The organism is Calothrix sp. PCC 6303, assembly GCF_000317435.1.
Taxonomy (GTDB): domain Bacteria; phylum Cyanobacteriota; class Cyanobacteriia; order Cyanobacteriales; family Nostocaceae; genus PCC-6303.
Genome location: NC_019751.1, coordinates 5,625,540 through 5,643,737 on the forward strand (window position 1 = coordinate 5,625,540; position 18,198 = coordinate 5,643,737).

At 40.7% G+C, this 18,198-nt stretch carries 19 protein-coding genes; 5 read left to right on the plus strand and 14 right to left on the minus strand.

The window, feature by feature from the left end:
• Positions 1-5: 5 nt before the first annotated feature.
• Positions 6-437, plus strand: a complete 432-nt coding sequence (locus CAL6303_RS22750; RefSeq protein ID WP_015200183.1) for a VOC family protein — start codon at positions 6-8, stop codon at positions 435-437.
• 66 nt (positions 438-503) lie between these two features.
• The gene (locus tag CAL6303_RS22755) at positions 504-797 is read left to right on the plus strand and encodes a DUF4090 family protein (RefSeq protein ID WP_015200184.1); all 294 of its coding nucleotides are present in this window, start codon (positions 504-506) and stop codon (positions 795-797) included.
• A 67-nt stretch (positions 798-864) separates the two neighbouring features.
• On the opposite strand, the gene CAL6303_RS22760 is transcribed toward CAL6303_RS22755, so the two are convergent.
• Both CAL6303_RS22760 and psbP read right to left on the minus strand, forming a co-directional pair.
• Positions 865-1,455, minus strand: a complete 591-nt coding sequence (locus CAL6303_RS22760; protein ID WP_015200185.1) for a nucleoside triphosphate pyrophosphatase — start codon at positions 1,453-1,455, stop codon at positions 865-867.
• A 343-nt stretch (positions 1,456-1,798) separates the two neighbouring features.
• Positions 1,799-2,344: a photosystem II reaction center PsbP gene (gene psbP / locus CAL6303_RS22765; protein ID WP_041740865.1), complete on the minus strand. Its 546-nt coding sequence runs from the start codon at positions 2,342-2,344 to the stop codon at positions 1,799-1,801.
• 412 nt (positions 2,345-2,756) lie between these two features.
• Between psbP and CAL6303_RS22770 the strand changes: the two genes are divergently transcribed.
• Positions 2,757-3,743 (plus strand): DUF2278 family protein, encoded by a 987-nt coding sequence (locus CAL6303_RS22770; RefSeq protein WP_015200187.1) that lies wholly within the window; start codon positions 2,757-2,759, stop codon positions 3,741-3,743.
• A 70-nt stretch (positions 3,744-3,813) separates the two neighbouring features.
• On the opposite strand, the gene CAL6303_RS22775 is transcribed toward CAL6303_RS22770, so the two are convergent.
• From CAL6303_RS22775 to CAL6303_RS22820, 10 genes are all read right to left on the minus strand, one after another.
• The gene (locus CAL6303_RS22775) at positions 3,814-5,205 is read right to left on the minus strand and encodes a PP2C family protein-serine/threonine phosphatase (RefSeq protein ID WP_015200188.1); all 1,392 of its coding nucleotides are present in this window, start codon (positions 5,203-5,205) and stop codon (positions 3,814-3,816) included.
• 1,191 nt (positions 5,206-6,396) lie between these two features.
• Positions 6,397-7,962, minus strand: coding sequence for a signal recognition particle-docking protein FtsY (gene ftsY, locus CAL6303_RS22780; protein WP_015200189.1), 1,566 nt, complete (start codon positions 7,960-7,962; stop codon positions 6,397-6,399).
• A gap of 242 nt (positions 7,963-8,204) precedes the next feature.
• Entirely contained in the window at positions 8,205-8,834 is a 630-nt protein-coding gene (gene nusB / locus CAL6303_RS22785) for a transcription antitermination factor NusB (protein WP_015200190.1), read from the minus strand.
• A 71-nt stretch (positions 8,835-8,905) separates the two neighbouring features.
• Positions 8,906-9,697 (minus strand): DUF502 domain-containing protein, encoded by a 792-nt coding sequence (locus CAL6303_RS22790; RefSeq protein ID WP_015200191.1) that lies wholly within the window; start codon positions 9,695-9,697, stop codon positions 8,906-8,908.
• Between the two features lie 588 nt (positions 9,698-10,285).
• Positions 10,286-10,855 carry a Uma2 family endonuclease gene (locus CAL6303_RS22795; RefSeq protein WP_015200192.1) on the minus strand — a complete coding sequence of 190 codons (570 nt, stop codon included), beginning with the start codon at positions 10,853-10,855 and terminating at the stop codon, positions 10,286-10,288.
• 94 nt (positions 10,856-10,949) lie between these two features.
• A complete protein-coding gene (locus tag CAL6303_RS22800; RefSeq protein WP_015200193.1) occupies positions 10,950-11,813 on the minus strand; it encodes a glycosyltransferase family 2 protein in 864 nt (287 codons plus the stop codon).
• Between the two features lie 180 nt (positions 11,814-11,993).
• Complete coding sequence (locus tag CAL6303_RS22805) at positions 11,994-12,836, minus strand: HpsJ family protein (RefSeq protein WP_015200194.1); 843 nt, start codon at positions 12,834-12,836, stop codon at positions 11,994-11,996.
• Between the two features lie 252 nt (positions 12,837-13,088).
• Entirely contained in the window at positions 13,089-13,751 is a 663-nt protein-coding gene (locus CAL6303_RS22810) for a TIGR04282 family arsenosugar biosynthesis glycosyltransferase (protein ID WP_015200195.1), read from the minus strand.
• A gap of 122 nt (positions 13,752-13,873) precedes the next feature.
• Positions 13,874-14,512 carry a hypothetical protein gene (locus CAL6303_RS22815; RefSeq protein ID WP_015200196.1) on the minus strand — a complete coding sequence of 213 codons (639 nt, stop codon included), beginning with the start codon at positions 14,510-14,512 and terminating at the stop codon, positions 13,874-13,876.
• Positions 14,513-14,622: 110 nt separating this feature from the next.
• A complete protein-coding gene (locus CAL6303_RS22820) occupies positions 14,623-14,949 on the minus strand; it encodes an MgPME-cyclase complex family protein (RefSeq protein ID WP_015200197.1) in 327 nt (108 codons plus the stop codon).
• Positions 14,950-15,378: 429 nt separating this feature from the next.
• Between CAL6303_RS22820 and CAL6303_RS22830 the strand changes: the two genes are divergently transcribed.
• Positions 15,379-15,567 (plus strand): hypothetical protein, encoded by a 189-nt coding sequence (locus CAL6303_RS22830; protein WP_015200198.1) that lies wholly within the window; start codon positions 15,379-15,381, stop codon positions 15,565-15,567.
• Positions 15,568-15,733: 166 nt separating this feature from the next.
• On the opposite strand, the gene CAL6303_RS22835 is transcribed toward CAL6303_RS22830, so the two are convergent.
• Positions 15,734-16,444, minus strand: a complete 711-nt coding sequence (locus CAL6303_RS22835) for a hypothetical protein (RefSeq protein ID WP_015200199.1) — start codon at positions 16,442-16,444, stop codon at positions 15,734-15,736.
• Between the two features lie 61 nt (positions 16,445-16,505).
• Entirely contained in the window at positions 16,506-17,228 is a 723-nt protein-coding gene (locus CAL6303_RS22840; protein ID WP_041740866.1) for a pyridoxine 5'-phosphate synthase, read from the minus strand.
• Between the two features lie 182 nt (positions 17,229-17,410).
• On the opposite strand from CAL6303_RS22840, the gene CAL6303_RS22845 reads away from it, so the two are divergent.
• On the plus strand, positions 17,411-18,121 hold the full coding sequence (locus tag CAL6303_RS22845; RefSeq protein WP_015200201.1) for a 16S rRNA (uracil(1498)-N(3))-methyltransferase: 711 nt from the start codon (positions 17,411-17,413) through the stop codon (positions 18,119-18,121).
• The last annotated feature ends 77 nt before the right edge of the window (positions 18,122-18,198 follow it).

Consider the following 18,198-nt stretch of genomic DNA (forward strand, 5'->3'; position numbering starts at 1 on the left):
GTGAAATGAACCCAACTATATTTCATCTTGCTTTTCCCATTACCAGCATTAACGATGCTAAAACTTATTATGTTGATGGATTAGGCTGTATTCCTGGTCGTGAAAATCCCCATGCTCTAATTTTGGATCTTTATGGGCATCAATTAGTGGCACACATCACCAAAGAAGTCTTGACTCCGCAACGTGGTATATACCCTAGGCACTTTGGATTAATTTTTACAAGCGAAGATGACTGGCTAAAGTTATTACAACGGGCACAAAAACAAGAACTATTATTTCGTGAAGAAGTTAAAGATCGCTTTGTGGGTAGTGCGTTAGAGCATCGTACCTTTTTTTTAGAAGATCCATTTTACAACTTGATGGAATTCAAATATTATCGCCATCAAGCAGCAATTTTCGGTGACTCTGAATTGAAAAGTATAGGAGATACTAAATAAATTCAAGAATAACTAGCCCGTTCAAGGTGATAAAATTCACTTGATAAGCGAATATATTAAACCGTCATGACAGATCAAGTAAATTCAACCAAGGGTGCAGATGCAATTGATCAAGCGATCGCATCTGGCATAGATTTTGATGGGACACCAATCCCCCAGGCAAAATTAGACCTCTACAGTAATGTCATGGCATTGGAAGCTGATCGTCAACGCAGTGGCGTTTCTAATACTATGCGATCGCGTATTGTCCGCATCGGTGCTAAACATATTCCCCAAGCTGAACTCGACAAAATGCTGGAGGATGCTAATTTTGCACCCCTCAAAGAGAAGGAAATCGCTTTTTTCTATGGTGGGAAGTAATTAAATCCTGACTTCGACTTCGCTTAGTCAGCTAAACTTGTTCACTGAGCGAAGTCGAAGTGAAAACCTACCAAAAGTCACTTACCTGATATCCAAATTCCAGTAACATCAGGCGTAACAAAGGTAAACTCAGACCAATTACGTTACTGTGACATCCGTCTATTTTTTCAACAAAGACGCTACCTTTACCTTCTAGGGCAAAAGCACCCGCACAACCTAGGGGTTCACCAGTTGCTACATATTTCCTAATTTCTTCATCACTTGGATTTGCAAAGTGAACTTTTGTGACTTGACACTTGACTAGCATCCGCTTCTTTGCAGTGTCAAACAAAACATGACCTGTGAGTAAATCACCAACGGTACCACGCATTTCCTGCCAACGTGCGATCGCTTCCGCGTGATTTGCTGGTTTACCATGAATTTGACCATTCACAGCTAAAACTGAATCACAGCCCATCACCAAAGCAGACTCAAATTTTGGTGTAATTCTTTCAGCTTTACGTTGAGCCAATACTTGTACCAATAATACCGGATCACGGGATTGAACCAGTGATTCATCAAAATCACTGGGAGCTACGATTGGATCAATGCCAATCGTTTGTAATAAACGCTTCCGTGCAGGAGATGCTGATGCAAGGACAAATTGCGAAATACCCATACTTAGTTTATCAAATGCAAATCAACTGCTTGAGGTTGGGAAAAGTTAACAGAGTTCACCCAGATGGTTCATCTGGCTATCTAACTAGTTCACTTAGGAATGCGTATTAAATAAAATGTAAGTTTTTATTTTGTGGAACAGGTATCCTGGCTGTGCAAATTAGATTAACGGGCAAGACTTCGGCGTGAGCGCTCAGTCCTTACCTCCGGTACACTTCGTTCCGACAGGCTCAGGAACCATTGAACGCTGTCCATTCCACAAGATATGTATATTCTTTAATTGCTAATCCTTAGTTAATTAACCTAGTTAGTGCAGCGGGGAAGTCGAGGTGAACCCAAATTATCTAATAAACTTGGAACGAATTCACGGAATTTTCCATCTGACGCTTGACCTTTGACCAGCGTTTGTCAGTAACTGAAGCATTGAAGGTAAATAATTTACCACGACTTACGGAAACAATAGCCAAATTATGGCGTTTCTGCTGATTAGGAAGTGTAATCAAGTATTCCAATTTGTAATATTGCTTCCCTTCAACCTCTCTTTGTCCGGCATTTACTAACTCAGCTTGACGACCAGAACCTTCAGGTGCCAGAGCATTTTTACCTAGTTTATATCCGACTTCACCAGGAGTACCAAGTTCTACCAAGCTTTTACCACCTGGAACCGGACTAATTACAACAGAAATATTTTCCGATGGTTCAATAATGTCGTGAAACACAACATCAGGACCATTACTGACTTTGACTTGTACCCAGCCGTTAGGATATGAGAACTGATAGCCATCAGTAGTATCTACGAAATCATTGAGTCCAGCGGCATTTGCAGCATTTATATTACTCAAGCCAAAACTCAGAACTAACAGCAAAATCAATCCGATTTTTTTCCACATTTGTTTTTGATTCCTTTGGGCTGGGAGCAACATGCAATTTGTATTATTTATTTATCGTTTCTATTTTCTCACCAAGGGGCACAGTCGGAAACTGAAAGCCATAATTCCCTTGTATCGGGTAATTTGAGTTTTTTGATCCAGAAAGAGTAAATTAGGAAAATTATTTTACGATGAGCAAGGTTAAATATGAAACAGTCTGCTAGTATAACAAGCGACTGTGTTGCATTTTGGCTAGCCAAGCTTAACTAAGTATAAAAGCTCTCAAAAGAGCAGTTTAACTATAGATTAATTACTTTGTCACCAAAAAGCCAGATAAACAGCCAAATTTTCTAGCGGTAATTACTAGGAATAGTAGATTGTTTATCACTTGGGTAATTGTATTTATTTTTACTTGTGTGTCTAGGAGTAATCAATGCCTTTAAAAAATTACGGTGTTCTCAAATGTAAAGTTGTAGATCGCAAGTTAGGTGAGGGTCAAACCCCCCACTATCAAGTACTTGTGAGTGATGGAAAAATTCAATACCGGATTGCCATTAACGTCAAATCCAAAGAAAGTCCTTCGGAGTTGTTATATTTTGTCGATGACAATTTTGATCACCCAATTATCAAAGGTTTGGTTGAGTTGGACAACGGTTTTAACCATATTGAACGTCAACCTAATGGTTTAGCGTTAGATTTTATTCGGGGAAACTTCTTTGATACTAAGAAGATGAAACCACTACCCCATAATGTCCCAGGACCAGATAATGATCTCAATGAGTTGATTGGATTGTATATTGAAAGGGCGCTCACCAGCCAAGATACGGCGATATATGCTTTTGGGGAAAAATGGGGACCAGAAGATAAAATCAAAGATAAGTATTTTGGGTTTGTCCCTGGTAATGGGATTCATGATATCCATATGAATCAGGGAAATGCTGGCAGGTTTGCCAAAGATAACGGAACTTGGCAGGATGGAGGGTTACTAATTCACTATCCATCTCGTCAGCAATGGGTGGGAATCTTTTTGGCATTCCAATCTCAAGCATTCCATACCGATGATTCTACAGGCGATCGCATTCAGACTGAAATAGCGACAATTAGTGCAGGAGTCAGAATTGTTGCGGCAATGGTTAATCCTGTTGGGGAAGATAAACAGGAAACAATAACTTTAATTAATTCATCTGCTGACATCATAGATTTAAGTGGCTGGTCATTAACAAACCAAACCAAGCGCAAATTCCCAATTAGTGGATCAATTAATCCCGGTGATGCTTTCAAAGTCACCTTAGATGAAAATCTAAATTTGGCTAACGAAGGAGGAACTATCACTCTCCTCGATAACCAAGGATTAAAAATTGATGGTGTTGCGTACACCAAGGATGATACAGCGCGAGAAGGCTGGACAGTCGTGTTTTAGAATCAGTAAACAGTGAACAGCGATTAGACTAAATTAGAAACTCAACTCTAACTGATAACTGTTCACTGATTTAATCGACTTTTAAAACCACCAATGTCATATCATCAGCATTTTGCTTTTCAGTACCGACGAAATCATTAACTCTATCGAACATATAATCGAGGATTTCTTGCGGGTTTTTACACAAGCGACAAGCTGTAGTTAGGGAGAACATCAGGTTCTCTTCGTCAAATCTATCGCCACTAGCTGAGGCTGCATCAGTCAAGCCATCAGTATAATATATGACTACATCTCCAGCTTCCAGTACTACTTGCCCATCTTCATATTGACTGTTAGCATCCAAACCAATCAACATCCCATAGGCATCTAAACGGGTAATGGTTTTAGTTGCTGCGTGCCACCATAAAGGGGGATTGTGTGCTGCATTGCTATAAGATAGAGTACGCGATCGCGGATCGAACTCTGAGTAGAATAATGTAACAAACCGATTGGAGTTTTCCAAATCCGAATACATTACCCGGTTCAAATTTTGTAAAATGACCCCTGGTGGATGACCATGTAAAACTTCTCCCCGTAGCATCCCCCTCATCATTGTCATAATCAAGCCAGCGGGAACACCTTTCCCCATCACATCACCAATCACAAAACCCCAACGTCCGTCATCGACGGTTATTTGGTGATGAGGCTGAATTTGATTCTGACTGGTATGGATAAAATCATAATAGTCACCACCAACCCGATTAGCAGGTTTACAACGTGCAGCAAGATTGACACCTGCAATTGTGGGACATTGACGCGGTAATAGTCGTCTTTGGATTTCTGCGGCAATTTCCAATTCTTGATCTAGACGCTCTTTTTTCCTTAACTCTACAGCCAACTCGTCATTGTCAATCGCCACAGCGGTTTGATCTGCCACTAAGCGGACTAATTTTTGACGGGTTTCTGTCCAAGAATAATCAGGATCACGACTCAATACATATAACCATCCCCGTTCGGTATGCTTGAGTAGAATTGCAGTTCCAAAAACCTGCATGTCTGGTCCTAGGAAACGATGCATGTGGTCATCTAGTACATTTGTAGTAGAATTGACTACAGGCGTACTATTTGGTGCTAAGGTAATCTGACTTGTTGCAGTTTCTAAAGCTTTACGGATATTTTTTCGTTGACGACTATCTTGCCAATGCAGTTGTTCCAGTCGCACTTGCCCATTTGGCTTGTAGAGAAATAAAGCGCTACCATCGGCATCGGTAACTCTTGCTGCCATTAATGGAATTAATTCCAGGAATTGATTGAGATTATTGAAACTGCGAAGGGCAAAACCCAACGAACTGAGTAAGTCTTGAATTTTATTCTGTTCTCGATGCAGCCTTGCCACGAGTTCCTTTAACGCCACAACTGGGGTGACATCTGTTGCGGCGTTAGTATTATCTGTAGGTTGAGAAGGTGATTGAGGCACAGTCACAGGTATGATTTCGCTTGATATTAAGATAGGCAGATTTCTACGGATTTGTGAAATATTCTACTTTGAGATTGCTACATTATATTGTGGCAAGGTTCGCTATTTTAGCAAGGGTATAAAGACGTAGGATGAAAATTTTACGAGTATTTCATTTTTTGCGCTAATTTTCCTATTAATTTATAAACAGAAAACCAAAATATTTTATTCTATATATGCTTTACAAATGACGATCGATGTAATTTTAGCTCATCAAATTTATCATTCTTTCATAACATAATATTCAATAATCTATTTTTAGATATAAAAAACACTCAGTGTATATCAATTTAGTCCTCAGCGTCTAACCAAATTGCCTAGGGGGTAACAGGTATAGGGGGTCAGAGGATATAAAAATAAATTTTACTGGAAATAATTTAGTAAAAATCGTATGTTATTTCTAACCTAAACTTTATCTATTTTGACAATTGTAGTTTGCAATCAAGATTGTGAGATTGCTTGCTGACTTTGCAATGACAAAGCTCAAGTTTTGATGATGGACGAGATTTAGTTAGTCGTAAAATAAGTTTATCTATCCCACTGCATAAGTTAGCATGTAAATGAACGAATGAGTAAAAATTATCTTAATAAAATTCAATAGCTTAAGAATAAACCAGTTGATGAAATAACTAAATGACTGGCGAAAAGTATTTATCAGGTGGCAAAAGTCTTTAATTCAGGGAGTTTAACCAAAGCCAACCTGTTACAATTCTCCTATTTTTACGGAAAAAGCTTCTGGGAACATTCCGTTTTGGAAGAAATACCCTAGAAGGGTGTCCTTATAGGAGCGAAACCCACGAAGGTTGTTAGCCCCAGGTTTCTAGCCTGATGGGCTATTTGCCAAAAGTAGATGCTCTCAATCTGCTTCCAAAAACTTGCCTCCTGCCTTATACGTTGATTAACACCTCATCTAAGGAACGGGAATTTGATAACATTCAAGCTTACTCGAATATGAAATGGTGCATTGCGCTCCGCTTACACACCCTAAGGAATGCTGTTGATTTAATCCGCATTCCTAAGAGCCTATTTATAAAGTAGATATTAGCTACGGCATGTTAAGCATTGCTTTAACATTGCCGACAAATATTGGGTTTACTTTATAAACTATCTTTAACAGAGAATCAGATGAGTATATTTTACTCATTCAAACCCTGGTGTTTAGTCGCTAAGTAGGGCTTCGACAAATTCATAACTGGAAAAAGGACGTAAATCTTCGATTCCTTCCCCAGCACCAATAAAGCGAATTGGTAAACCCAGTTGTTTAACAACAGCAAGGGCAACACCACCTTTAGCAGTTCCGTCAAGCTTTGTCAGTACTACACCGCTAAGTTGTGCGGCTTCGGAAAAAACTTCAGCTTGTCGCAAACCATTTTGACCTAGGGTTGCGTCTAAAACCAACAGTGATTCTACTTTGGCGTTTGGGGCTTTTTTATCGATGATGCGACGGACTTTACTGAGTTCCTCCATCAAATTCTTTTTGTTTTGTAATCGTCCGGCAGTATCGATGATCAGTAGTTCAGTATTACGGGCATTTGCGGCTACTATAGCATCAAAAACTACGGCAGCCGGGTCAGTATTTTTGCCGGGATTAGATATAACTTCGACACCGCTACGGCTACCCCAGACTTTTACTTGCTCAACAGCAGCAGCGCGGAAGGTGTCGGCGGCACCAATCAGGGTTTTATAGCCGGATTTTTGGGATAGGTGAGCGAGTTTACCAACTGTTGTGGTTTTCCCAGCACCATTAACCCCAGTCATTAACCAAATATTGAGGCTGTCTTTTTCTGGTCCGAAACTGGTTTTGCTAGATTTATGGATGGGTGCTTCCAGCATATCCCGTAGGATTTGTTTGAGATATGCGATCGCTACATCGGGAGGAAGGGTTTCTTCTCGTAGTCTTTTCTGTAATGCTTCGATTACAAAATCTGTGGCTTCTACTCCCACATCTGCTTGAAGTAGTAAGGACTCAATTTCCACCACCGCCGCTTGGTTGAGGGGTCCTTGACCAACTATTGCCTTCAGCTGGTTAATAATACTACGGCGGGTTTTATCTAAGCCTTGGCGGAGTTTCCTCAACCAGGTAATTTCCTCAATTGTGACATCTTCCGCTCGTCGTCCTTGTGCTGCCAGTATCTCCGCTGACCACACAAAGCCATCATCAAAGGCAACATCAGGAATTTTCTCGCCTACTTCTGATGTGCTAGATATTACATCACCTTCCTGTGTTGGTTCTGTAACTTCGATGGCATTAGCAAGTAATCGTTCTTGCCTTGCTTGTTTTTCAGCAGCAGCTCGCTCTATAAATGACAAATTTTCAGAATTAGAAGATTCTGTGATTGCTTCGGTAACTGGTGTGGCAGTATCAGCGATCGAATCACCATTATCAGGTGGGGTGGCAATCTCCTCTGCAACTATCTCTGAAACTGCTTCCTGTTGAAGATTTAGGGCAATCTCAATGTTTGTGTCTGACGGTATTTTTTCTTCCACCTCATTACTAACAGCCGGTTCTGTAGCAGCTTCCACATCTGCTTGCGGATGCATATTTTCTTGAATATTGTCTTGAATATTCTTGTAAGCTGCTTTGGCAAATGCTAGCAAATCCAATCCCGTATCTGGTGTAGTATCAGCATCTGTTTTTACCTCTTCTACAGGAGGAGTATCCGCAGAAGATGGAGGTGTTTGGGAAGAATCATTAGATTGACGGCGAAACCAATTAAAAGCCATTGTAGATAAAAATATTAGTAGTTATTCATTTATTTGAACATATCCCAATTAACAGTTACCAACCAACTGCTGGGTGTCACCAAAAAGGGGATGATCAATGAGGGGAGTAGGCAGTAGGCGGGTTTTTGGAAGAAGCTTGAACTCCCACCAAAAACTTTTCCCCTTAAAAGAGGAGGCTGGTACCGGGTTTGCTTTAGTAAATAAACCGTATATTGCTTCCCGATGCAATTGGTATAAATTCTCTAAACTGTTTGTTTCTGTTCAGTGACTCGTCGTAAAACACCATTAATAAAGCGATAACCATCTTCTTCGCTATAGCGCTTGGCTAATTCCACAGCTTCATTAATTGCCATACTGGGTTCAAGTCCCAAGAAACTCATCTCTGTGACAGCAATACGTAAAATATCTCGATCGATTTGAGCCAAACGATTAACCTGCCAGTCAACCAAAGCGGCAGATATCTTTGCATCTACAGCAACACGATTTTCGCTGACTGTCTGAACAATTCTGATAGCGTATCTGCCAACATCTTTATCTTGATTTGCCAGCTGAATTAGTTCAGGAAATTCCACTGCTGCACCCAATTTATTAATTGCTGTTTGGGTATAAGTTACAGCTTCTTTCATCATTGTTCGAGCAATATCCAAATCCGCAGCACGGGTTTGACTAGTCAAAATCCGATCGTTACTACGTTGTAATTCCCCTGCGGCATTGTCCAGTGTATCTTGGACTTCAGAGCGAAGGGTGCGAACTGCTGCCAAAACTAGTTTTGGTAGTTGATCTTCGCTGAGTTTTTTGGGATTTGTTGGTAATTGACTCAGGCATAATAGAGCCAATTCACGGGCGATTTGGCGAGGTTTACGTTCTTGCATAGGACTTTATTGGGGCTTTATTGGGGCTGGGTTGAGGACTATGTGTAGTTACAACTGTACTGGAATTTTTATCACGTTTCTTCAACCTTTATTGCTGAACGCTTAGTTTCCAGGACGGGAATTTCTACCTTGTGTTCTTTTTGCCGTTCTTGTACTACCAATGGAGATGGTAAATTTGATGGATTAGTGGGGGCAACAATACCGCCAGAAACAACAATTTTAAAGGCATCTTCGATAGAAAGCGAGAGATTGACAGCTTCGTCTTCGGGAATTACTGCATACCACCCGGTGGTAGGGTTTGGTGTAGTGGGGATAAAAACACTTAACATTGGACGGGACATTTGTGCTTGAATATCGCTACTAATGACTCCTGTGACGAATGCGATCGCCCAAATCCCTGGACGAGGATATTCTACTAGAATTACTCGACGAAACTTGCCATTGGTGTCTTTTAGTAATGTCTCTAAAAGTTGTTTGAGGGTTTTGTAAACCTGTCCGGCTAAGGGAATTGCCTGTAAGAAGCGCTCACCAAAATCAAGCAACCACTGCCCAGCAATGTTACGAGCCATCAAGCCAATTACTAAAATACTCAATAGGGGAACTGCAAACCCCACCAAGAGATTTAGCAAATTCACCACAATTGGGTGCATTCCATCAAAAGGATTGAGTTGTTTAGGAATTTGGGTGAGAAAATCAATTACCCAGTTAGCAATAGTAATGGTTAACCAAATCGTGGTGGCTAAGGGAATCACTACCAGCAAACCAGCGATTAGGTCATTTTTTAAGTCTTGCTTTAAGCGTTCGATGACCAAGCCCCGATTCTCCTTTTTTATGCTAATGGAAGTTCTTTTCTGAATACTCATACCAGTAGTTGTCCACGATATGGCTTTTGTTCTTGGTAGCTAACGGCTAAACACTAGCAGTTAATCCATAGGATAAAACTAGGCTTTCTCACCTTGGCGATATTTCTGATGTAGCTAACGTGGGATAACTTCTCACTCCTGCCCAAAGTCGGAACTAGAAGTAATACCAAAATAACCCTATCAGAATACTTCCAGCTAACCTAGTCATATCTAGATTTGTACTATTTTTAAGCCTTGTAAATTATTGTTGCAAGTCTTAAAGATAATACTAATCCTATCGTGCCACAACAAAAACTGCCCAAGACTGGCAAAACATCTGACGAAAACCAGAAATTACTGCCAGTGATTGAGTAAATATTAGAGCTTTATAGGCACTATTATGAGAAAAAATTTTGCAGAACTGTCAATTTATGTAACAGGACTTCTTGCCGCTGACAAATGAGTCTAAATACTCTTAAGTACATAGGCATAAATATTTAGAATTTAATTTAGAATTTAATTTAGAATTTAGACATTTTTCAACACGAGTGAAATGGCTGTTGCCCGTTCCCTGTTCCCTTGCCTAAATAGATAATTTATTTTGCAGGACTACTTGGGTATTTTCGCCATTGTAAATACTGTTTCTGCCGTAAATTCTAATTCTGGAAACAGCGAATCTGTAACTAGTTCTTCTCCCATATAGGTCTGTGGGGCTGCATCGGGATAAAATACTGTAACGCTTCTAGCTTGGCTATCCACCACCCAAACCCTCAATACTCCAGCATTGAGATAGTCTTTGGCTTTGGCGATCATTTGTCCAAAAGTTTGTCCGGGTGAGATAATCTCAATAACTAAATCGGGAGCAACAGGACATGCAGTGTCTTCATCCCAATTGGCTGGTAGACATTCGTGAGAAATGTATAAAAGATCTGGTGTGGGTACCCAATCACGTTGTTGCCGGGTGAGTTTAATCGCTAACTCAATAAAAACTTCACCTTTACCATCGCACCATTCCTCAACTAAACATAGTACGGCACGGGTGAGTCGAGAGTGAAATTTTTTTGGTGACATTTTCGGAAATATTTGACCATCCACGAGTTCATAAGTGATATCACCCTCACCTGGGGGGAGATTGAGGAACTCCTGCAAAGTTATTTGATTTTCGGTTTGTAGAACCATAATACATCCGCAGACAGTACAAATTAGATTGGTATCCTCATTCTAAGGTTTATACCAATTTCCGATTGGGTTAATTATTGTCCTGTATGGTGTCCTATTTACTCTGACTCACTCCCGTCAGAGGTTTATCATCTAAATTTGGTACGGGTAGATTCCGAATCTCCCAAGCCTTTAATAAAATCAAATATTCATAAAATGCTTGTAAGGTACACCAAGCAAATCCTGAACCGCCATCGAGAAACCCACCCAGGATAAAATACATGTAGATAAAGCGGATAAAAGGTCTACCTGGTAAGCGCAAAGACAAATCTTTGAGAGCGCGACGACGTTCGACTTCTGATTTGCCAAAAAATAAATTCACCCAATCAACTTTACCGTTTTTGAGTTGTTTGATGGTTTCTTGCGCTTCATCGCTAGAGTAACGATTGTGCTTGTCAATCCAACGACTCAAGCCTTTACCGCAGGTGTAGTGGGGATATGTTTCTTTCAAAAAGCTGGTGGCACCATCACATTCTTCACGTTCGGTGTGTCCATAGTCACTAAACCAAACTTTGCCATGTTGAAATAGACGCATTTGGTAACGAGGATATTGGGTGCTATGGCGGATCCATTTACCCAAAAACATTACTCTTTCGGCTACGTAATAACCGATATATTCAGGATTTTTTTTAGCTTGAAGACATTCAGCAAATAGTTCAGGTGTCATCCGCTCATCGGCTTCGAGGATATATACCCAATCGTATTTGGGGGTAATATTTTCTAGCATCCAAGTACGTTGCAAACCATGACTTTCAAAGGCATGTTCGACAACACGCACCGGATAACGCTTGGCTACTTCCACAGTGCGATCGCTACTGCAAGAATCCACCACAATTACGTCATCGGAAATCATCGCCGACTCTATGCAGGCAGAGATATCTAGCTCTTCGTTATAAGTTAATATGTAAATCGAAATCATTTTGAATTTAGTTTTTAAATAAATTGTATTTAGTTGGTGGTATTAACTATTACCTAATAACTATTTAATATTGAGTAATCAAAAATAATCTGAAAGCCAGAGGGTATAGGGTTATGAGTGTGAAGGTTGAAGATGATTCTTCCCTATACCCGATTCAATACTTGTTTGTGATGGAAAGAACTAACGTGCAGCAACTTTACGTCCACTACCACCTTTTGTTGCACCCATACCCCTTAATCCTGTCCAGCCGATAATGACGTAACCAATAGATAGCAACAAGCTACTGATACCGATTCTCAGACCAGATTTCCAAGCACCATCCCGCGCTTGTTTTTCGCCTGCTTCTTTTCGTTCCCGAATCTGACGTTTTTGTTCATCTGCTTGGGATTGAAAGTCTACTTGCTGGTCGATTAATTTGTCTACTTCTTGAGGATTGGCTTTTAACTTTTTGAGAATTTCTTTCTCAGATGGATCGACTTGAGGACTTTCAATTGCTAATTTATATTTTTGCTCATCTTTGATTAGCTCAGTAATTCTAGTTTTCAACTCAGCTTTTTGCTTGTCAAATGCAGCTTTTCCCTGTTCTGTACCCAAAACAGCTAGTCCTTGGTTAAGTCTAGCTGTCACCACGGCTTCATCTTGATCTGCTCTTCGAGTTATTTCGGCTACTGCTTGGTTACTGGCTTGACGAATATTATTCAAGTGCAATGGGAAAATGAGCAAAAATATCAGCCCCAAAACACTTGAAAAAATTAAGGACGGAAGACGTAAGTCAAAGCCGCCAGAAACACCACCGTCATTTGTTGCATCAACCCAATATCCAGCAAATAAAAGTCCCAAACCAACCATGGGAACGATACCCCGATCGACAAGGGCGGTTGCTAAGGAAATTTGCCAACCTTTATCTGTTGGTTGAAAAGGAAACAGGAGAATTACAAAATCCAGCATAAAAGATAGCATCAGGATTATCCCTGCCACTTTTAGAGTGCGAGAAGTATTAATGCCGTTTAATTGATTTACCATAACTTTTGTTTTTTGCAGTTAATACAAAGGATTGTCATATTTCAAGTTACTGGAATATTGTTCCCGTAACTTTAGGTGTTATTTAAGATTTCAGATACTTATTTATAGCTAACTATAAAAATTTACACCCTCACCTGAAACTACACCACGGTAGCATCAGTCATTTAGGCTGTCGTCAGGAAAAACTTAGTGCCACTATATACCAGTATTTTAGGGTTTCACTAAAACTGAAGAATTAAAAGTTAATAATTCTTAGGCTATTAGCCTTTCACTATCCCCACTACCCAACTTTCTTTTCTCCCAAATTACCAAGTCTTCCGGATGATCTATATCAGTTAAGTATATTAACTGAGTCATTGATAAGCTTAGTTGACGGGCAATATCGAATGTTTGCTGGAATACTTGAGAGGTTCCCCAGTTAACATTGATAAATAATTCTGGGTGTGGATATTTTAAACCAATTAGATAATAACCACCATCAACGGCAGGACCGAGAACTAAGTCTGATGTATCTAAATGGGTGAATGCTGAATTTAAAATATCGATATCGATATCGGGACAATCAGTACCAATAATAACTACTTTGACGGCATTACTAGCAAAAGCGCCAGTAAGCGATCGCATCATTCGCTCACCTAAGTCTCCGTCTCCTTGCGACTGGTAAATAAATTCATCACCCAGCCAATTTTGCATCAATGATACATCACCGCCAGCAAAACAAACTTCTACCGAAACATTAGTAGATAGTTTTAGGTGCTTTACCTGATTCATCGTGTGTTCTGTCATTTGACGCTGAAGATTAGCTGCACCTTCAGCACCTAAAGAGGGAATTAGGCGAGTTTTTGTGATTCCTGCTTCTGGAAAACGGGTAAATACTACCAAATGCTGGGGAAGTATTTCAGGTTGCTTGAGCATTAACTTTGATTCTCAGAAAATCTCACTTATTTTACTAGAGATGATAAATAATAGATCCCCGATTTCTTGAAGAAATCGGGGATCTCAATACCCTAGAGCAATAAGTTTCTGGAGAGTTTGATCTACTGTAGCTTCACAGACTGACGTAGTAACATCACCTTACGAGCATCAACTAACTGAGCGAAAAATCCACGCTCGCTGAGTTTTTGCAAAGTGCTGTAGGCTTCAGTTTGGTTGGTGGTGTAAACTGCCAACAGATAGGGTCTTTGTCCATAGGAAACAAAGCCGACATCACCTCCGACAACCTGTTGAACTTGGGCAGCAAGTTCGGTTTTGTTGAAATAATCAACCAATATGGCATAACCAAAACCTAAAGGTTGGGGTCTATAACTAACTGGTTGGGCTACTGCTTCCGCAGGGCGAGTAGTAATAGTTGCAGATAAACCCGCAGATTCACGGATAAATTTTGCCCAACGGTTCGCATCTTCGATGCGGCTAAAACCGCCAATACGCGTCACAGTATCGTTGAGGTACCGACAGGTAGTAGTTTTAGTTTCACTGGGCAAAACGCGGCGTAATTGCCCTTGATTTTCGGCTCTGGGACTGTTTACCAACAATAGATACTCACCTGGATTTGGAGCTTTACAGGTGGGGATAGCTTGTTGAGCAACGACAGAACTCATGCTTCCCATTAAACTAGCGTAAGCAAGAGCTAAAACACTCGGTAAAGTCTGAAGTCTCTGCACAACAGTTAAATACATAAATTGGCTTCTCTTAAAAGATTCTAAGCACAGTATTTTGTTCCCGAAAATTGGAAAATAGGATTTTGGGCTTCATTATGGGTTGCCTTTTGTTTCCTAGTTTCCTGTCCCTACACTTGTACTAGAGATGCCAAAGGATCAGCTATTGTAGCTGAAGGAGCTTGAAATTCTCCAACCAGTACATATTCCAAACGGAGTTTTAACCAGGTAATAAACTGTTGGTTAGTGGAAACAATTGCCGCACATGGTTGGGGGCATTTTCCTTTGACTGCTGCCATTTGTGGAACTTCTAGAAATGCTGGCTGTTTAACTAACCAAAAATCGATTTCTTTTTCTTGTTCATGGTAATAACGAATCCGCTCTTTGAGAACTTCATCTAGGGGTTCTTCTTCCAGTAAGAAGCGTTGGCTTGCTAAAAGATAATAGTATGTTTTCATCGTTTTCGTTGAATTTCAGCTATTTTTATTGGTGAAGTACTCCGGCTTGCTTCGCTGAAGCCGGAGCTTCCTCAAAGCAACCATCATTGTTTCGCGTCTCATTCGTCGCAGCCTCCTTGTACAAGTACAGATTGGACTTACACAGCGTCTCTCGGTTTGCACCGTTTATCTCCTCAAGGGAGAACCCGCGCAGCCGCCCGCCTCCCGCAGGCAGTTTTATTTCTTTTTCGTACACCTCTGTGTGGCTTATTTTTTTTACCGCAGGGCGTAACCGATGCGAACCAGTGATCGAGGTCTTTCCCCCTTTCTCACGCTCTTAGACGAGGTTGCGCGTACTACCGCTACTATGACCGTTTGTTATGAGCCGTGTGGGTGGGTCAACAACCATTTATATAGTATCATAAGTATGTCTATGTTGTGGACATACCTATGAAAACAAAAGAAGTACATATTCGCATATCAGAAAGGCGTTTCAATAAACTAAAAAACTATGCCGCGATCAAGGAAAAAACAGTGACTCAAATAATTGAAGACTATATTGACCGACTGCCAACATTGGAGATTGACAAAAACTCGACTACAGCCCTCTCTCAACAACCTGCGGTTGATATTGATTAGGGTGGGTCTCGTTTTTGTCCGCTATTCATCCCCACCCTGTAGAGGGATGGGGAATTCCGCGAAAGAGGTTAAATATTCCAAACAATCACTTCAGATAACTCTGGGGTGTAGCGAGAACTACACCCCAATATGGTTGGCGATACCTACGGCGCTAAACTACGCTCTTTTAACCAAATGGACAACCATTAGCTGGAGAACTAGTTGAATCGGGAGATGAATCTAACTTACCACCTGCGGTTAACCTCTGTAAAAATTGACTGTTATCGAAATAATGCTCAATAGCAATAATTTTTAGGTCATCGGTAACTTTCGCTACGCTTATCCCTATGATTTCGATTGTTTCTCCTGTGGGAGCAAAGTCTTTATATGCTCCATTAAAGTGTCCCCAATGTCGCCATTTAAAGGTGACAACTGGAGGTCCTGAATAAACTTCCAATAATTCCCATGGGAAACCTTTAGGAAAGGAACTATGAAAGATTTTATGGGAAGATTCAAATGATTCTTCTGAAGATTTGTAAAATTCTGAATCGGGCATAAATGCATTGTAAGTGCCGAGTTTGCCTAATTCCTCTGCTGTCAGTTGTTTTCCACCGTTGGTACTAGCGCGAAACTTGCCTTGAACTACTGATAACCACTGTTGGGGGTTGGTTTTGCATGATGCTTCTAATTCAAAAGTTCTAACTAGGTTTTGAACGATGGATTCTAGGGAACCTGTGAGGTGATTGCAGACACTTTCAGTAGCTAAGTTATGATTAGAGCGTGTGTAATCTGGTATTGTGTCGTTACGCCACTGAATATCAGCAGATTTACTACTATCGAGTACGGTATCCCGATCTTGTACCCAAAGCGGAAGCTGGTTAATTTCTGGTGCGCTCATAAAGCTCTTGCTTAATTGTTTGACAGAACAGTAATTTGGCAGACTCCCTGTTTTTTCCTGTTTACAATAGACCACGCATTGCCTGTTTCATTTCTCTAACTGCCCGTTCCATGCCCACTAATGCAGCTCGACTAATGATGGTATGTCCTATATTTAATTCTTCCATACCTGGAAGCATCGCCACTGGGTAGACGTTCCAGTAGGTCAGTCCATGTCCAGCATTTACCCGCAATCCGGCTTGAATTGCGTATTCACAGCCTTGAGCAAGGTAATTTAGTTGATGTTTCCGGTTAGCCTCGTCTTTAGCTTCAGCGTAGCTTCCAGTGTGGAGTTCAATAAATTTTGCTTTTACCTTGACAGATGCATCAATTTGTGATTTTTCAGCATCAATAAAAAGACTAACCGGAATATCAGCATCTTGAAGTTTACTGACAACTTCTCCAATTCTACCAATTTGACCAGTAATATCTAAACCACCTTCTGTGGTGACTTCTTCACGTTTTTCTGGTACTAGAGTGACATAATCGGGTTTGATGTCTAATGCGATCGCTACCATCTCATCGGTGGCTGCCATTTCGAGGTTGAGGTGTGTGCGGACTGTTTCCCGTAGTAGCCGCACATCCCGATCTTGCATGTGTCGTCGATCTTCACGTAAATGGGCTGTAATCCCGTCTGCACCTGCTAATTCTGCCAATACAGCCGCAGCTACGGGGTCTGGTTCCACTGTCCTTCTGGCTTGGCGGATAGTGGCGATGTGGTCGATATTTACGCCTAGTGTTAGCAAAGGTAGCTCCTGAATAAAACCCACAGAATTTGTATTTTACCGGAAAATTATCTGTGTAGGGTGCGTTAGGATGAAATCCGTAACGCACCATATTTCAGATGGTAGTGGTGCGTTACGACAAATTATCATTTATTCAAGCCCTAAAATCCTTGTGTAGTCATAACACACCCTAGACTTTTTCCATGTCTCAAATTCAACGCATTACCATTTCTGTAAATCAAATCCAGGATGAACAAATTTTACTCACTTCAGAACAGCAACATTACTTACTGCGGGTGTTGCGATTGGGGAATGGGGAGAAATTTTTGGCGATGGATGGTAAGGGCATGTGTTGGTTGGTGAAACTCGTGGGGGAACAAGGAAAGATTTTAGAAGTTGTGAAGGGAGATACAGAGTTACCAATTGCGGTGACTTTGATTTTGGCTTTGCCCAAGGGCAATAATTTTGATGATGTGGTTCGCTATTGTACGGAATTGGGAGTTGCTAAAATCATACCAGTTTTAAGCGATCGCACTCTGCTTCAACCCAGTATGCAAAAATTAGAACGTTGGCGGAAAATCTCTCAGGAAGCGGCTGAACAGTCAGAAAGGATGATTGTCCCGATAATTGGTGAACCTGTTAAATTTACTGAGAGTTGGAAATTATTAACTACAGAAGATAAATTTATCTGTGAAGGGCGCGGCGACTATCCCCATTTACTCAATAGCTGGGAAAATAGTAGCGGAAATGATTTAGCGATCGCTATTGGACCAGAAGGCGGATGGACGGATACAGAATTACAATTAGCCGTTGCTGCTGGATTTAAACCTGTTTCTATTGGAAAGCAAATTTTTCGGGCTGTGACAGCACCAATTGTGACATTATCAATGATTAGCGGACAACTTAATCGGTGAACAGGGAACAGTTATTAGGGTACAGTGGAGTTTGAATCTTGCTAATAACTGTTCATTTCTAAGGCAGTTCCCAACCT

Bases quoted from the DNA above. Each gene is read 5' to 3' on its own strand.
- CAL6303_RS22770 (WP_015200187.1), top strand. From the start codon at position 2,757: ATGCCTTTAAAAAATTACGGTGTTCTCAAATGTAAAGTTGTAGATCGC.
- CAL6303_RS22755 (WP_015200184.1), top strand. From the start codon at position 504: ATGACAGATCAAGTAAATTCAACCAAGGGTGCAGATGCAATTGATCAA.
- CAL6303_RS22750 (WP_015200183.1), top strand. From the start codon at position 6: ATGAACCCAACTATATTTCATCTTGCTTTTCCCATTACCAGCATTAAC.
- CAL6303_RS22810 (WP_015200195.1), bottom strand. From the start codon at position 13,751: ATGCTCAAGCAACCTGAAATACTTCCCCAGCATTTGGTAGTATTTACC.
- psbP (WP_041740865.1), bottom strand. From the start codon at position 2,344: ATGTGGAAAAAAATCGGATTGATTTTGCTGTTAGTTCTGAGTTTTGGC.
- CAL6303_RS22805 (WP_015200194.1), bottom strand. From the start codon at position 12,836: ATGGTAAATCAATTAAACGGCATTAATACTTCTCGCACTCTAAAAGTG.
- CAL6303_RS22790 (WP_015200191.1), bottom strand. From the start codon at position 9,697: ATGAGTATTCAGAAAAGAACTTCCATTAGCATAAAAAAGGAGAATCGG.
- ftsY (WP_015200189.1), bottom strand. From the start codon at position 7,962: ATGGCTTTTAATTGGTTTCGCCGTCAATCTAATGATTCTTCCCAAACA.
- CAL6303_RS22835 (WP_015200199.1), bottom strand. From the start codon at position 16,444: ATGAGCGCACCAGAAATTAACCAGCTTCCGCTTTGGGTACAAGATCGG.
- CAL6303_RS22830 (WP_015200198.1), top strand. From the start codon at position 15,379: ATGAAAACAAAAGAAGTACATATTCGCATATCAGAAAGGCGTTTCAAT.
- CAL6303_RS22800 (WP_015200193.1), bottom strand. From the start codon at position 11,813: ATGATTTCGATTTACATATTAACTTATAACGAAGAGCTAGATATCTCT.
- CAL6303_RS22795 (WP_015200192.1), bottom strand. From the start codon at position 10,855: ATGGTTCTACAAACCGAAAATCAAATAACTTTGCAGGAGTTCCTCAAT.
- CAL6303_RS22815 (WP_015200196.1), bottom strand. From the start codon at position 14,512: ATGTATTTAACTGTTGTGCAGAGACTTCAGACTTTACCGAGTGTTTTA.
- CAL6303_RS22845 (WP_015200201.1), top strand. From the start codon at position 17,411: ATGTCTCAAATTCAACGCATTACCATTTCTGTAAATCAAATCCAGGAT.
- CAL6303_RS22760 (WP_015200185.1), bottom strand. From the start codon at position 1,455: ATGGGTATTTCGCAATTTGTCCTTGCATCAGCATCTCCTGCACGGAAG.
- nusB (WP_015200190.1), bottom strand. From the start codon at position 8,834: ATGCAAGAACGTAAACCTCGCCAAATCGCCCGTGAATTGGCTCTATTA.
- CAL6303_RS22820 (WP_015200197.1), bottom strand. From the start codon at position 14,949: ATGAAAACATACTATTATCTTTTAGCAAGCCAACGCTTCTTACTGGAA.